This window comes from Pseudomonas phoenicis (assembly GCF_047302395.1).
Classification (GTDB): Bacteria; Pseudomonadota; Gammaproteobacteria; order Pseudomonadales; family Pseudomonadaceae; genus Aquipseudomonas.
In genome coordinates this window covers 3,915,153-3,928,862 of the sequence record NZ_CP154852.1, presented here as the reverse complement: position 1 = coordinate 3,928,862, position 13,710 = coordinate 3,915,153, and the positions used below count along the sequence as shown (strand labels likewise).

At 65.3% G+C, this 13,710-nt stretch carries 13 protein-coding genes; 4 read left to right on the top strand and 9 right to left on the bottom strand.

Going from position 1 to position 13,710, the window contains the following annotated elements; translation table 11 throughout:
- Positions 1-23: 23 nt before the first annotated feature.
- From AA0Z93_RS17895 to AA0Z93_RS17885, 3 genes are read right to left on the bottom strand one after another with little or no spacing between them, the layout of a single operon-like run.
- Positions 24-2,231: a xanthine dehydrogenase family protein molybdopterin-binding subunit gene (locus AA0Z93_RS17895; protein WP_413047626.1), complete on the bottom strand. Its 2,208-nt coding sequence runs from the start codon at positions 2,229-2,231 to the stop codon at positions 24-26.
- On the bottom strand, positions 2,228-3,220 hold the full coding sequence (locus AA0Z93_RS17890; protein WP_413047627.1) for an FAD binding domain-containing protein: 993 nt from the start codon (positions 3,218-3,220) through the stop codon (positions 2,228-2,230). Before AA0Z93_RS17890 ends, AA0Z93_RS17895 begins: the two co-directional genes overlap by 4 nt.
- Entirely contained in the window at positions 3,217-3,735 is a 519-nt protein-coding gene (locus tag AA0Z93_RS17885) for a (2Fe-2S)-binding protein (RefSeq protein WP_413047628.1), read from the bottom strand. Before AA0Z93_RS17885 ends, AA0Z93_RS17890 begins: the two co-directional genes overlap by 4 nt.
- An 89-nt stretch (positions 3,736-3,824) precedes the next feature.
- Between AA0Z93_RS17885 and AA0Z93_RS17880 the strand changes: the two genes are divergently transcribed.
- The 4 genes from AA0Z93_RS17880 to AA0Z93_RS17865 all read left to right on the top strand — a co-directional run bounded on the left by AA0Z93_RS17880 (position 3,825) and on the right by AA0Z93_RS17865 (position 7,780).
- Complete coding sequence (locus AA0Z93_RS17880; protein WP_413047629.1) at positions 3,825-4,436, top strand: nucleotidyltransferase family protein; 612 nt, start codon at positions 3,825-3,827, stop codon at positions 4,434-4,436.
- Positions 4,437-4,546: 110 nt separating this feature from the next.
- Entirely contained in the window at positions 4,547-5,566 is a 1,020-nt protein-coding gene (locus tag AA0Z93_RS17875; RefSeq protein ID WP_413047630.1) for a branched-chain amino acid aminotransferase, read from the top strand.
- Positions 5,567-5,727: 161 nt separating this feature from the next.
- Positions 5,728-6,408 (top strand): response regulator transcription factor, encoded by a 681-nt coding sequence (locus AA0Z93_RS17870; RefSeq protein WP_413047631.1) that lies wholly within the window; start codon positions 5,728-5,730, stop codon positions 6,406-6,408.
- Positions 6,386-7,780, top strand: a complete 1,395-nt coding sequence (locus tag AA0Z93_RS17865; RefSeq protein ID WP_413047632.1) for a sensor histidine kinase — start codon at positions 6,386-6,388, stop codon at positions 7,778-7,780. Before AA0Z93_RS17870 ends, AA0Z93_RS17865 begins: the two co-directional genes overlap by 23 nt.
- A gap of 333 nt (positions 7,781-8,113) precedes the next feature.
- Here AA0Z93_RS17865 and AA0Z93_RS17860 read toward each other — a convergent pair whose 3' ends face one another.
- From AA0Z93_RS17860 to AA0Z93_RS17835, 6 genes are read right to left on the bottom strand one after another with little or no spacing between them, the layout of a single operon-like run.
- Positions 8,114-10,051: a response regulator gene (locus AA0Z93_RS17860; RefSeq protein WP_413047633.1), complete on the bottom strand. Its 1,938-nt coding sequence runs from the start codon at positions 10,049-10,051 to the stop codon at positions 8,114-8,116.
- Positions 10,041-10,916, bottom strand: coding sequence for a sensor histidine kinase (locus AA0Z93_RS17855; protein ID WP_413047634.1), 876 nt, complete (start codon positions 10,914-10,916; stop codon positions 10,041-10,043). The genes AA0Z93_RS17860 and AA0Z93_RS17855 overlap by 11 nt, the downstream gene beginning before the upstream one ends.
- The gene (locus tag AA0Z93_RS17850) at positions 10,909-11,922 is read right to left on the bottom strand and encodes an ATP-binding protein (RefSeq protein WP_413048406.1); all 1,014 of its coding nucleotides are present in this window, start codon (positions 11,920-11,922) and stop codon (positions 10,909-10,911) included. The genes AA0Z93_RS17855 and AA0Z93_RS17850 overlap by 8 nt, the downstream gene beginning before the upstream one ends.
- Positions 11,919-12,323 (bottom strand): anti-sigma regulatory factor, encoded by a 405-nt coding sequence (locus tag AA0Z93_RS17845; protein ID WP_413047635.1) that lies wholly within the window; start codon positions 12,321-12,323, stop codon positions 11,919-11,921. The genes AA0Z93_RS17850 and AA0Z93_RS17845 overlap by 4 nt, the downstream gene beginning before the upstream one ends.
- Positions 12,320-12,682: an STAS domain-containing protein gene (locus AA0Z93_RS17840; RefSeq protein WP_296267764.1), complete on the bottom strand. Its 363-nt coding sequence runs from the start codon at positions 12,680-12,682 to the stop codon at positions 12,320-12,322. The genes AA0Z93_RS17845 and AA0Z93_RS17840 overlap by 4 nt, the downstream gene beginning before the upstream one ends.
- Before the next feature lie 3 nt (positions 12,683-12,685).
- Entirely contained in the window at positions 12,686-13,528 is an 843-nt protein-coding gene (locus tag AA0Z93_RS17835) for an STAS domain-containing protein (protein WP_413047636.1), read from the bottom strand.
- Positions 13,529-13,710: the final 182 nt, after the last annotated feature.

Genomic DNA, 13,710 nt, shown 5'->3' with positions numbered 1-13,710 from the left:
GCGCCAAGTCGCAACCCGATCGCTTAGCCCAACACCTTGTCCACGGTCAGCGGGTAGTCACGAACCCGGCGACCGGTCGCGTGATAGAGCGCGTTGGAAATGGCGGCCGCCACCCCCACTACACCGATCTCGCCCACACCTTTGGAGCCCAGTTCGTTAACGATGTCGTCCGGCTCGTCGACGAAGATCACATCCACCTCACCCATGTCGGCGTTCACCGGAATGTGATACTCGGCCAGGTTGTGGTTCATGGTCCGGCCCAGGTTATGGTCGACCTCGGCCTGCTCGTGCAGCGCCATGCCCACGCCCCACACCACGCCACCGAGAATCTGGCTGCGCGCGGTCTTGGGATTGATGACACGGCCCGCCGCCACGGCGCTGACCACTCGGCTCACACGCACGGTGCCCAGCGCCTCGTCGACACGCACCTCGACGAACACCGCTGAGTGCGTGGCGCAGGCGAAGCCCTGGCGCTTGGAGCCGGGTTCGGCGGTGATCTGCACCTCGAGCGCATCATCGTCGGCACCCTGGAGCAGCGCGTCGAGATCGAACGCCTGCTCACCCACGTGCAGCCGACCTTCCTGCACCTGGAAGTCTTCCGCCGCCGCCTCCGACAGCTCGGGGAAGCGCGACTTGGCGAGCTCCACGAGTTTGCCGCGCAGCAACTGACAGGCCTGGCGCACGGCCGAGCCTACCGACGATACGGTGAACGATCCACCTTGCAGCGGCGCGGTCGGCAGCGAACTGTCACCGAGCTGGAAGGTCACGTCCTCCATGCCCATGCCGGCTGCGTCGGCTGCGATCTGGGTCATGACGGTGTAGGTGCCGGTGCCGATGTCGGTGGTGGCGCTGCTGACCCACAGTTTGCCCTGGGCATCGAGGCGTGCCTTGGCGCTGGCTTTCATCTGCATCGATTCCCACACGCCTCCGGCCATGCCCCAGCCGATCAGCTCGTCGCCTTCTTGCTGGCTGCGCGGCGCAGGTTTGCGCTGCTCCCAGCCGAAACGGCGGGCACCCTCTTCATAACAGGCCAGCAGGGCCTTGCTCGAATACGGCTTGCCCTCGTTGCCGTTGCTGTCGGCGAAGTTGATGCGGCGCAGGGCCACAGGATCGATGCCGACTTTTTCCGCCAGCTCGTCCATGGCGCACTCCAGACCGAGCAGGCCGAGCGCCGCGCCCGGGGCGCGCATGTCCAGAGGGGTGTACACATCCAGGGCCGCCAACTTGTAGGTCATGGCGACGTTGTCGCAGCGGTAGAGCATGCCGCTCCATTCCACCACGTGCTCGCTGAAGTCTTCGAAGCGCGAGGTCTGGCCGGTCGCAGTGTGGTGGATGGCCAGCAGACGCCCTTCGCTGTCGGCGCCCAGTTCCAGCTTCTGCAACGTACGTGGGCGGTAACCGAAGGTGAACATCTGCTGCCGGGTCAGCGTGACGCGCACCGAGCGGTTGAGCTTGAGCGCGCCCATGACCGCCAGGGCCAGCTGGTACTGCGGGCGCAGACCAGAGCCGAACGCCCCGCCGACGAACGCGGCGCAGATGCGCACCTTTTCCTTGGGCAGCTCGAATACGCTGGTCACGTAGTCCTGGCTGTTCTGCGTGCCCTGGGTCTTGTCGTGGATCAGCAGGCTGCCGTCGTTCTGGTAGATCGCTGTCGAGGCGTGCGGCTCCATGGGGTTGTGGTGTTCGTTGGGCGTGCTGTATTCGGCGTCCACCTTGAACGGTGCGGCCGCGTATGCCTTGGCGAAATCACCGCGGGGCTCGGGCAGTTCGGCCGGCGCTTCATACGCTTCGTCGATCACGGCGCGCAGGTCGGTTTCATGGGGACGGGTGTCGAACTCGAAGCGCACCAGGCTGCCAGCGTAACGCGCCAGCTCCAGGTTTTCGGCGATCACCAGCGCCAGCGGTTGACCGCTGTACAGCACGCGGTCGTTGAACAGCGGGCGGAACGGATGGCCGTCGGCGGCGTCATCGTCCTGGTAAGGCTTGTCGTCGCCCGCCATGGGCGGTCGGTTCAGGTGATGGATCACCTCGACCACCCCTTCCAGCGCCAGGGCTGCGCTGCAATCGATGGAACGGATGCGCCCCTTGGCGATGTTGCCGCAGACCACGCTGCCGTACAGCAGGCCTTCATCCGGGTATTCACCGGCATAGCGAGCCTCGCCCTTGACCTTGGCCGGGCCGTCGGTGCGGTCCAGCGGCTGCCCGCTGACGGGCTTTACGTGCGCATTCATGAGGTGGCTCCTTGGCGCTGCTGGGCTTGGCCCAGGGCACGGATGATGGCGTTGTGCGCGAGCTTGACCTTGAAGGCGTTGTGCTCCAGAGGTTGCGCGCCCTGCAACATGGCTTTGGCGATCTCGGCATAGGTCGCGGCGGTGGCCGGGCGACCTTTGAAGCGCGCTTCGAGGTCGGCATCGCGCCAGGGTTTGTGTGCTACACCGCCCAGGGCCAGGCGCAGCTCACCGATACGGTCGCCGTCCAAGACCAGAGCAGCGGCTACCGACACCAAGGCGAACGCATAGGAGGCACGATCACGGATCTTCAGGTAACGCGCGTGCTTGGCGAAGCGCGGTGCCGGCAGCTCTATGGCAGTGATCAACTCGTCTTCGGCCAGGCAATTGTCGCGCTGGGGCTGGTCGCCCGGCAGGCGATGGAATTCGGCGAACGGAATCTGTCGGGTGCCTTGCTTGCCCTGAACGTGCACGGTCGCTTCCAACGCCGCCATGGCCACGCACATGTCCGAAGGATGGGTCGCAACGCACTGGTCGCTGGCGCCGAAGATGGCATGGTTACGGTTGAGGCCGGTGCGCGCCGGGCAGCCAGTGCCCGGCTCGCGTTTGTTGCACGGCGTGCCGGTGTCGTAGAAATACGGGCAGCGTGTGCGCTGCAGCAGGTTGCCACCGGTGCTGGCCATGTTGCGCAGTTGTGGCGAAGCGCCGGCGAGAATGGCCTCGGCCAACAGCGGGTAGTCGGCCTGTACGCGGGGGTGATGGGCCAATTCGGCATTGCCCACCAGGGCGCCGATGAGCAGGCCGCCGGTGGCGCTGGCACTCACCTCGCGCAGCGGCAGACCGGTGATATCGATCAGTTGTTCGGGCTGGGCGACGTTCTCTTTCATCAGGTCGAGCAGGTTGGTGCCGCCGGCGATGAAGCGCGTGGTAGGACCGGCCATACCCACGGCGCTGGCGATGTCGGTGGGCTTGCTGTAGGCGAACGGGATCATGGCCGTGCCCCTCCCTGGTCGCTGGCGATCATCTTGGGCAGCGCGTCTTCCACGGCCGCGACGATGTTGCCGTAGGCGCCACAGCGGCACAGGTTGCCGCTCATGCCTTCCTGGATCTCGGCACGGCTCAGGGCCTTGCCTTCGGTGGCCAGGGCTACGGCCGAGCAGATCTGCCCGGGCGTGCAGTAGCCGCACTGGAAGGCGTCGTGGCGTATGAACGCCTCCTGCAAGGGGTGCAGGCGACCGTCTTCGGCCAGGCCTTCGATGGTGGTGATGCTGTCGCCCTGGCACATGATCGCCAGGGTCAGGCAGGCATTGACGCGCTGGCCGTTGCGCAGCACGGTGCAGGCGCCGCACTGGCCGTGGTCGCAGCCCTTCTTGCTGCCGGTCAGGTCCAGGCGCTCGCGCAACAGATCGAGCAGGGTCAGCCAGGGCTGCACCTGCAGCGTCTGGCGCTGGCCGTTGATGGTCAGCTCAAGCGGCTGGCTGGCCGTAATACAGTCGGAATCGCTCATCTCTCAAGCCTCACGGTCGGTATGCTGTCGTTATATGCAGCCATAGGCTGCTTATTCTGCTTATTGAGGTCCGACCGGGAGCCACTGGCATGCGTTCAAAGCAACTGAGTACCGTCTGCCCAGAAGGCGCTGTGACCTGCGCCGCCTTGGTGCTGGCGGCGGGCCGGGGGCGTCGTTTCGGCAGCGACAAACGTCTGGCGCGGCTGGGCGACGGGCAGACCGTGCTGGCGACCACGGTGCGCCGTGCGCAGGCGCACTTCGATGAGGTCTGGGTGGTCATCGCCGGGCACGACGACCCACAGGCACTGGCGTTGCCCGAAGGGGTGCGGGTGGTGCGCGCGCAGCACGCCGACCAAGGCATGGGCGCGAGCCTGGCGGCGGGCGTAAGGGCAATGAGAGCAAGCCAAACCTGCGTGCTTGCGGTGTTGTTGGGGGACATGCCCTGGCTGGCGGCCGACACCCTGCTGCGCTTGCGTGAAACGGCGACGGCGGAGCGTATCGTCCTGCCCTGCCACGATGGCCGCCGCGGCCATCCGGTGCTGTTCGGCCGACAATTCTGGCCCGAACTGGAGCGGGTCGGCGGCGATCAGGGCGGCCGCCCCGTGTTGCGAGCCCATGCCCAGGCCTGTCTCGAAGTCGAAGTGGCCGACCCCGGGATCTGGCTCGACATCGACACCCCTGACGACCTGGCGGGTCGCTGAGCCGCCTCGACCCCGTGCGCATTTGCCGGGTGAGCGTTTCCGAACCGACGCGGTTTGTATTATCGTGGCGTGTGCGCATCAACAGCACGGACAAGACAATCGAGGGTGTCATGAGCAACGAAAGCATTAACTGGGACAAGCTGGGCTTCGACTACATCAAGACCGACAAACGCTACCTGTCCGTGTGGCGCAACGGCGAGTGGAACAACGGCACCCTGACCGACGACAACGTACTGCACATCAGCGAAGGCTCCACTGCCCTGCACTACGGCCAGCAGTGCTTCGAAGGCCTCAAGGCCTACCGCTGCAAGGACGGCTCGATCAACCTGTTCCGCCCCGACCAGAACGCCGCGCGCATGGCCCGCAGCTGCGCCCGCCTGTTGATGCCACAGGTGCCGGCCGAGGTGTTCATCGACGCCTGCAAGCAGGTGGTCAAGGCCAACGAAAAATTCGTGCCGCCGCACGGCAAAGGCGCCCTGTACCTGCGTCCGTTCGTGATCGGCACCGGTGACAACATCGGTGTGCGCACCGCGCCCGAGTTCATCTTCTCGGTCTTCGCCATTCCGGTGGGCTCGTACTTCAAGGGCGGCATGAAGCCGCACAACTTCCAGATCTCCAGCTTCGACCGCGCCGCCCCACAAGGCACCGGCGCGGCCAAGGTCGGTGGCAACTACGCCGCCAGCCTGCAGCCGGGCGCCGAAGCGAAGAAAGCCAACTTCGCCGACGCCATCTACCTCGACCCGCTGACCCACACCAAGATCGAGGAAGTCGGCTCGGCGAACTTCTTCGGCATCACCGCCAACGACGAATTCGTCACGCCGAAATCGGCGTCGGTGCTGCCGGGTATCACCCGCCTCTCGCTGATGGAACTGGCCGCCTCGCGCCTGGGCCTGAAAGTCATCGAGGGCGACGTCGAAATCAACGCGCTCGACCGTTTCATCGAAGCCGGCGCCTGCGGTACCGCGGCGGTGATCACACCGATCGGCGGCATCGAATACAACGGCAAGCTGCATGTCTTCCACGACCTGGAAAACGTCGGCCCGGTCACTCAGAAGCTGTATGCCGAACTGACCGGCATCCAGAGCGGTGACGTCGAAGCGCCGGCCGGCTGGATCGTCAAGGTCGACTGACGTTCCCAACGTGCAACGCGGGGTGCGCCCGCCGCGACCTACCCGGTGTAGGCGCCGGCGGTCGCACCCCGCGCGCATTTACGGCAGATGAATTTTTCTTAAATCGGCCAACGGCTATTCTTTGGCACAATCCGGACTCAACCCGCTGCCCAGGTATAAGCATGCCCCGCGTACTGACCATCGAAGATGACGCCGTCACCGCCCAGGAAATCGTCGCCGAGCTGACCAGCCATGGCCTTGAGGTGGACTGGGCGGACAACGGTCGCGAGGGGTTGTCCAAGGCCATCGGCGGCGGCTACGACCTGATCACCCTCGACCGCATGCTGCCCGAGGTCGACGGCCTTACCATCGTCACCACCCTGCGCAACCTCAAGATCGCCACGCCGATCCTGATGATCAGCGCACTGTCGGACGTCGACGAACGCGTGCGCGGCCTGCGTGCCGGGGGCGACGACTACCTGACCAAGCCGTTCGCCTCCGACGAGATGGCCGCACGGGTGGAAGTGCTGCTGCGGCGCAACAGCGTGCCGGTGACCCAGACCCGCCTGCAGGTCTGCGATCTGGAGCTCGATCTGATCAGCCACGAGGCCCGGCGCGGCGAGCAGACCCTCAACCTGCTGCCCACCGAGTACAAGCTGCTCGAATACCTGATGCGCCATGCCGGCCAGGTGATCACGCGGATGATGATCTTCGAGGAAGTGTGGGGCTATCACTTCGACCCGGGCACCAACCTGATCGACGTGCACATCGGCCGTCTGCGCAAGAAGATCGACTCGCCCGGCCAGGCGCCGCTGATCCGTACGGTACGGGGCTCGGGCTATGCCATTGCCGAACCCGTCTAAGGGCTGGAGTTCGTCCACCAGCCGCCTGCTGGCGCTGTACAGCTTTCTGTTCGTCGCCTGGAGCAGCATCCTCATGGGGGTGCTGTACTTCGAGGTGTCGAGCTATCTGAACAAGCTCACCCGCCATTCCATGCTGCAACGCCAGCACCTGTTCGCGCACATGAGCGGCAAGCAGCTCGACGACGCCCTGGTCGCGAGCGAAGCGTTCGAGCAGCGTGCCTTCGATGCCTACGGGCTGTTCGACGCCAAGCTCAATCCGCTGGGCGGACGTGTTCGTGCGTTCCCGCCGGGTCTGGAACTCGACGGCACGATCCACGAGCTCAAGCAGTGCCTGGACGTGGGCAACCCGCACTTGCCGCAGGACAGCTGCGATGCCGTCGCCATCCAGATCAAGGACGGCCGCTGGCTGGTGCTGCTGCGCGACAACGGCTCGCTGTTCGTGGTCACGCGGATCATCCTCGATGCCTTACTGTGGGGCATTTCCCTGACCTTGATTCCGGGTTTCGCCGGCTGGTACTGGCTGCGCCGACGCCCGCTCAAGCGTATCCGTGCGGTACAGGCCAGTGCCGAGCTGATCGTCGCGGGCGATCTGACCCACCGCTTGCCTTTGTCGTCGCGGCGCGACGAACTGGACATGCTGGCCGCCATCGTCAACGCCATGCTCGACCGCATCGAGCGGCTGATGCACGAGGTCAAGGGCGTCTGCGACAACATCGCCCACGACCTGCGCACGCCACTGACCCGGCTGCGCGCCCAGCTGTACCGCATCCGCCAGCAAAGCCATGACCAGGACCCCCTGGCCGAGGCCCTGGACCAGGCCATCGGCGAAACCGACACGCTGATGGCGCGCTTCCGTGGGCTGCTGCGCATCAGCGAACTGGAAGACCGCCGCCGCCGTGCCGGTTTCCTCGAACTCGACCCGCACGGTCTGTTGCTGGAACTGCACGATTTCTATCTGCCACTCGCCGAAGACGGCGCCATCCGCTTGAGCCTGCAACAGCCGTCGCAGTTGCCACCGCTCAATGGCGACCGCGAGCTGCTGTTCGAAGCACTGGCCAATCTGGTGGGCAATGCCATCAAGTTCACCCCGGAAGGCGGCCAGGTGCGCATTGTCGCCAGCGTCGATGACAAAGCACTGCGAGTTGCCGTTGAAGACAGCGGGCCTGGCATCCCGATCGATGAGCGCCAGGCCGTGCTCAAGCGTTTCTACCGCAGCGAGGAAGGTCACCGCCATGCGGGGTTCGGGTTGGGGCTGTCGATCGTGGCGGCCATCGTCGACCTGCATGGCTACGAGCTGGAGATCGGTGACAGCGAGTTGGGCGGTGCCAGACTGGTGTTGAAGTGCCCGATCCAAAGCGCAAGGCCGGCCTGAAGGTCCGGCGGGACCTCGGCTGGGACGACGCAGGCGGTGCGGCCCCTCGCTAATGATCGAGGCACCGAACCGGCCGTCCCTACAAGGGCTCGGCGCTAGGCGCTACCAGGCCCGCTGCGCAGGCTCCCTGTAGGAGCGGCTTAAGCCGCGATGGGCGGCATCGCCGCCCCACTTCAGGCACCGCTGATCGCCTGACAGAAACCGATCGACGCTACCAGGCCTGCTGCGCAGGCCATCGCGGCCGATCGGAGCGCCGAACCGGCCGCTATTACAAGATTGGCGCTACCAGGCGCGCTGCGCAGGCGCCCACTGCATTCGGCCTTCGGTGCGATGTCAGCCTAGGGCCTGACGTACCTTCTCCAGCAAGTCCGCGATGTGGAACGGCTTGGTCAGCATGTCCATGTCCTCACCGAGAAACGCCTGCTTGTCGAGGGCCGTCTCGGCATAGCCGGTCATCAGCAGCGCTGGCAAGCCAGGGCGGTAGGTGCGCGCCATGTCCACCAGTTCACGGCCGCTCATGGCCGGCAGGCCGACATCGCTGAGCAGCAGGTCGACACTGGCGTCATGGCGGATGCAGTCCAGGGCCTGTTCCACGGAGTCGGCCTGGCTGCAGCGGTAGCCGGCATCGAGCAGCACTTCGACCACCGACACCCGCACCGACGCCATGTCTTCCACCACCAGTACATGCTCGCCCTTGCCCGGCCGCTCCAACCGCGCGGGTGGCGTGGCGATATCCGCAGCCTCGCCGCTGGCGGGCAGCATCAGCGTCACCTCGGTGCCATGCCCGACGCTACTGCGCAGCAGCACGTTGCCGCCGGACTGACGGGCGAAGCCATAGATGGTCGACAAGCCCAGGCCCGTGCCCTGCCCCAGTGGCTTGGTGGTGAAGAACGGGTCGAAGACCTTGTCCAACACTGCCGGCTCGATGCCGGCGCCATCGTCGCGCACCCTCAGCGAGACGTACGGCCCATCCTTGAGGTTGGGGTCGCCGCTGGACCACACCGGCGAGGTGGTGACCTCGATGGTACCGCCCTTGGGCAAAGCGTCCCGGGCGTTGATGATCAGGTTGAGCACCGCGCTTTCCAACTGCACGGGGTCCACCGACGCGATGGCCGGGCGGTTCGACAACGACAGTACCAGGCGAATGCGCTCGCCGATGGTGCGGGTGAGCAGGTCTTGCAACGACAGCACATTGCGATTGACGTCCACCGGACGCGTGTCCAGCGGCTGCTGACGGGCGAAAGCCAGCAGTCGGTGGGTCAAGGAGGCGGCGCTCATGGCCGAGTTCAACGCGGCGTCGGCATAGGTGGGGATGCGCTCCAGGCGGCCCTCGCCGATGCGCTTACGCATCAGTTCCAAGCTGGTGATGATGCCGGTCAGCAAGTTGTTGAAGTCGTGGGCGATGCCACCGGTCAGGCGGCCCAGGCCGTCCATCTTCTGCATCTGCAGCAACTGCGCTTCGGTGCGCGCGCGCTCGGCCACTTCCTTGGCCAGTTGGCTGTTGGCATCGTCCAGGCGCGCCAAGTGCGAACGCTCGCGATGGCGGTGCTCGGTGACGTCTTCGACGAACACCAGGCACAGGCCGGGTGAGCGGTACGGCGACAGCTGCCATTCGGTTTCGCGCAACTGACCGTGCTGGCTCATGCCCAGCATGCCGCGCCAGCGCGCACCCTCGGCCAGGTGCAGGCGCAAGGCCTGCAACACCGCCTCCTGTCCTTCGGCAAAGCACTCGCGCAGGTAGCCCGGGGTTTGGTTGTCCAACATCAGGGTGGCAAAGGCGTGGTTGCACTCGTGCACCTTGAGTTCGGCGTCGAGTACGGCGATCGGCGCCGACACGTTGTTGAAGATTTCGCGGAAGCGCGCCTCGCTTTCGCGCAGGGCGCGTTCGGTGTCGCGCACCCGCAACAACGTACGCAGGGTCGCCAGCAGCACGTCAGGATCCACCGGATGAATCAGGTAGGCGTCGGCGCCGTTGTCCAGGCCGGTGATGATGTCGCCGGTCTGGATCGCCGCCGCCGAGACGTGAATGATCGGCAGCAGCGCGGTGCGGCTGTCCTGGCGCAGCCGCCGTACCACGTCGAAACCGCTCATGTCCGGCAGGTTGACGTCGAGGATCAGTGCATCGACCGCCGTCTCCGCCAGCAGCGCCAGGCCTTCCCCCCCGGTACCGGCCTCGAGCACTTCGAAGCCGTGCAGGGCCAGGCGTCGCCGCAACGCGTAGCGGGTCACCAGGTTGTCGTCGACGATCAGCAAGCGCTCGTCATTGCGCATCGGCACGCTCCCGGGTCAGCGCCAGAGGAATCACCACGTAGAACGTCGAGCCTTTGCTCGGCTCGCTCAGCACGCCGACCTCGCCGCCCAACAGTTCGGCGAAGCGTTTGCACAGCGACAGGCCCAGGCCGGTGCCGCGCAGACGCTTTTGCAACGGCGAGTCGACCTGGCTGAAGTCTTCGAACAGCGCACCGAGCAGTTCGGGGGCGATGCCGATGCCCGTATCGCTGACGGCGAAGCGCACGCGGTCTTCACCCAGCAGCTGGGCAGACACGCGTACCTCGCCACGGGTGGTGAATTTCAAGGCATTGGAAATGAAATTGCGCAGGATCTGCGTGAGTTTCTTGTCGTCGGTATACAGCCGTGGCAAACCCTCGGACTCTTCGAAGATCAGATCCACGGAGCTGCTGTCGACGATGGGGCGGAACATGCCGCGCAGGGCCGAGAACAGGTCGAGCATGTCGAACCAGCCTGGCGAGATGGTGATGCGCCCGGCTTCGATCTTGGCCAGGTCCAGCAGGTCGTCGACCATGTCCGACAGCTCGCGGGTGGCGGCGCTGACGAAGGCCACCTGCTTGTGCTGTTCGCCCGACAACGGGCCGTCCAGTTCGTCGGCCAGCAACCTCGTGATGCTGAGGATCGAACCCAGCGGCGTGCGGAACTCGTGGCTCATGTAAGCCAGGAAGCGACTCTTGAGCTCCGAGGCCTGGCGCAGTTGCTCGGCCTGGTTGTCCAGCTCGGCATACAGTGCCAGCACGCCCTGGTTGGTGTCGTCCAGTTCGGCGCGCAGGGCCAGGGTCTCGGCCTGCAAGCGTGTGATCAGCGCCGCCTGTTGGGCAGCGTCGAGAGGGAGAGAATCAGGCATGGCTGAGTTCCAGGTCGATGACCAGCACCGTCACGTCGTCGCGGCCGCGACAGAAGTCGCGGTGCAGCACGGCAGCGATCACTGCCGGATGACGATGGACCAGGCCAGGGTAATTGTTCAGGTTCCAGCGCGACTGCAAGCCGTCGCTGTAGAGGATCAGCAAGTGATTGTCGATATCGGGCTGTTCGAACACCTGCGCCTTGCGGTACTGCCCACCGACGATGCCGGACAGCGAAGCCAGCCCGCGGCTGCCGTCGCCTTTGACCAGGGTAGCGCCGATGTTGCCGACGCCGAGATAGCGCAACTTGTGCTCGCCGGCCTCGTACTGGGCCATGCCCACGGCGCCTCCACGGCTGCCGCACATGGCCGAATGCATCCGTTCGAGGACGTATTGCGGCGCGTCGAACGGCGCTTGGCCGAACGCCCGAGCGCCTGCCTGGGCAGCATGCTCGGCCTCTTCGCCATGGCCAAGGCCGTCGACCACCAGCGCACTCAAACCGCCATCGCGCAGGGCCACCTGCCAGGTGTCGCCACAGGCCGGATCGCCGTGCAACGAATGCTGGCTGACGCCAATGCGCAAGTCGTCGTCGGCGCCAGTCCCTGCATACAACCGTGCGAGCACCACCGAACCGTATCTGTCGCTGTGCACGTCGAACACCTGGACGCCGCGCGCCACGCTGCCCAGCCCGATGCCCTGCGTGCCGCTCGAGGAAAACCCGTCGATCATGCATTGCAAAGGGTCGAAACCTTGACCCCGGTCGATGCTGAGCAGCTCTACGCCCGCCCTGCCCCGGGCGCTGGTCAAGCGGCGCAGGTGCAGCACGCCCTGCCCGGCATGCTTGAGCAGATTGCTCGCCAGCTCCGTGGCGACCAGCGCCACACGTGCCGCGTCGGTCTCGTCGAAACCCAGCGTCTGAGCCAGCGTTTGCGCTGTACGCCGGGCATGTCCGACCTGGCTGGGGTCGTCGACGGTCAGCACCAGGGTCAGACTGGCGGTAAGCGTCATATCCATCGTGTGATCGTGATCCGTGTACCTTCCCCAGGCGCGGTATCCAGCTCGAACTCATCGACCAAGCGGCGTGCGCCGGTCAGTCCCAGGCCCATACCATTGCCGGAAGTCCAGCCATCGGTGAGGGCCAGGCGTGTGTCGGCGATGCCGGGGCCTTCGTCGCGGAACAGCATGCTCAGCCCCACCCGGCCCATGCGGTCGAGTACCGACCAGTCCATGTCGCCGCCGCCGCCATAGACCACGGTGTTGCGTGCCAGCTCACTGACGGCCGTGACCAGCTTGGTCAGGTCGACCAGGCGCATGCCATGGTCGGCGGCCAGCTTGCGCACGAACTGGCGCGCCAATACGACGTCCTGTTCCAGGCGCACCGGCAGGCTACCGCTTTGCATGACGTTCATCGTTGCGCCACCCGTTGCCGCAGAATCTGCATGCCGCGCTCGACATTGAGTGCAGTGCTGACGCCCGGCAGGGTCAGGCCCAGCTCGACCAGGGTGATGGCCACGGCCGGTTGCATGCCAACCAGCATGGTCTGCGCGTCCATGATCCGCGACAGGCCGGAAATGCTGGCGATCATGCGGCCGATGAAGGAGTCGACCATGTCCAGTGCGGAAATGTCGATCAGCACGCCGCGCGCTGACGTGCGGCTGATGCGCTCGGTGAGGTCTTCCTGCAGGTTCAACGCAAGTTGGTCATGCATGTCGACCTGAATGGTGACCAGCAGGAACTCGCCCATCTGCAGGATCGGAATACGCTCCATGCCTCAACCCCGCTGGTCTGCGCCGATGTCCAGGCGCTTGATCGCCAGCTTCAGCGCATCGGCCAGGTTGGCCTTGGTGGTGATGGTGCTCAGGTCCAGGCCCAGGTGCACGATGGTCTGGGCGATCTGTGGGCGAATGCCGCTGATGATGCAGTCGGCGCCCATCAGGCGGATGGCGGTGACTGTCTTGAGCAAGTGCTGGGCGACCAGGGTGTCGACGGTAGGCACGCCGGTGATGTCGATGATGGCGATTTCCGAACCGGTGTCGATGATGCGTTGCAACAGGGATTCCATCACGGTCTGGCTGCGTTGCGAATCGAGGGTGCCGATCAGCGGCAGCGCCAGCACGCCATCCCACAGCTTGACCACTGGGGTGGACAGTTCGAGCAGTTCCTCCTGCTGGCGACGGATCACCGCTTCACGGGTAACTTGGTAGGCGCGCACGGTGTGCATGCCCAGGCTGTCGAGCAGTTCGGAAACTACCAGCAGTTGCTCGGCCAGCACGGCCGGTTGATCCTGGTAGTGCTGTTGCAAAAGCTGGAACAGTGGGCCTTTGAGGGCAAAGATGAAGAACGCGGTCTGGTGCGAATCGTGGCCGAGCTGCGCGCGCGAGGCGGACAGCTTTTCCAGGAAGCGCCGCAGTTCGTCGGAGCCTGCGCCTGTCATGGTGCCTTCCTTCAGGCTCATCAGCAGCAGGCTGAGAAAGCCGCTGGTCTGCTGGCGCAGCTCCTGTTCCTTGAGGTTGCGCGTAGCGCCGTTGGCTTCCAGGCTGGCGATCCACCCATCCAGTAGTTGGCTTTGATTGTCGTTGATCGCGTCCAACGTACTGCCCTGCAATGCTGCCATGTGCCGTGTGCTCCAAAAGGGAAGAAAAGCCGAAATGGCCGGCCTGCTGTGACTGACCGTAGTGGGCCTGAATAGTTTGTGCAGGATGCGCCCGAAGATTGCATTGTGCCATCGCGCCTGGGCGGCGATTTCACTGTATCGGCAGTGCAGTGCCTTTGCTTGAGGCCAGACCTGACCTGGCG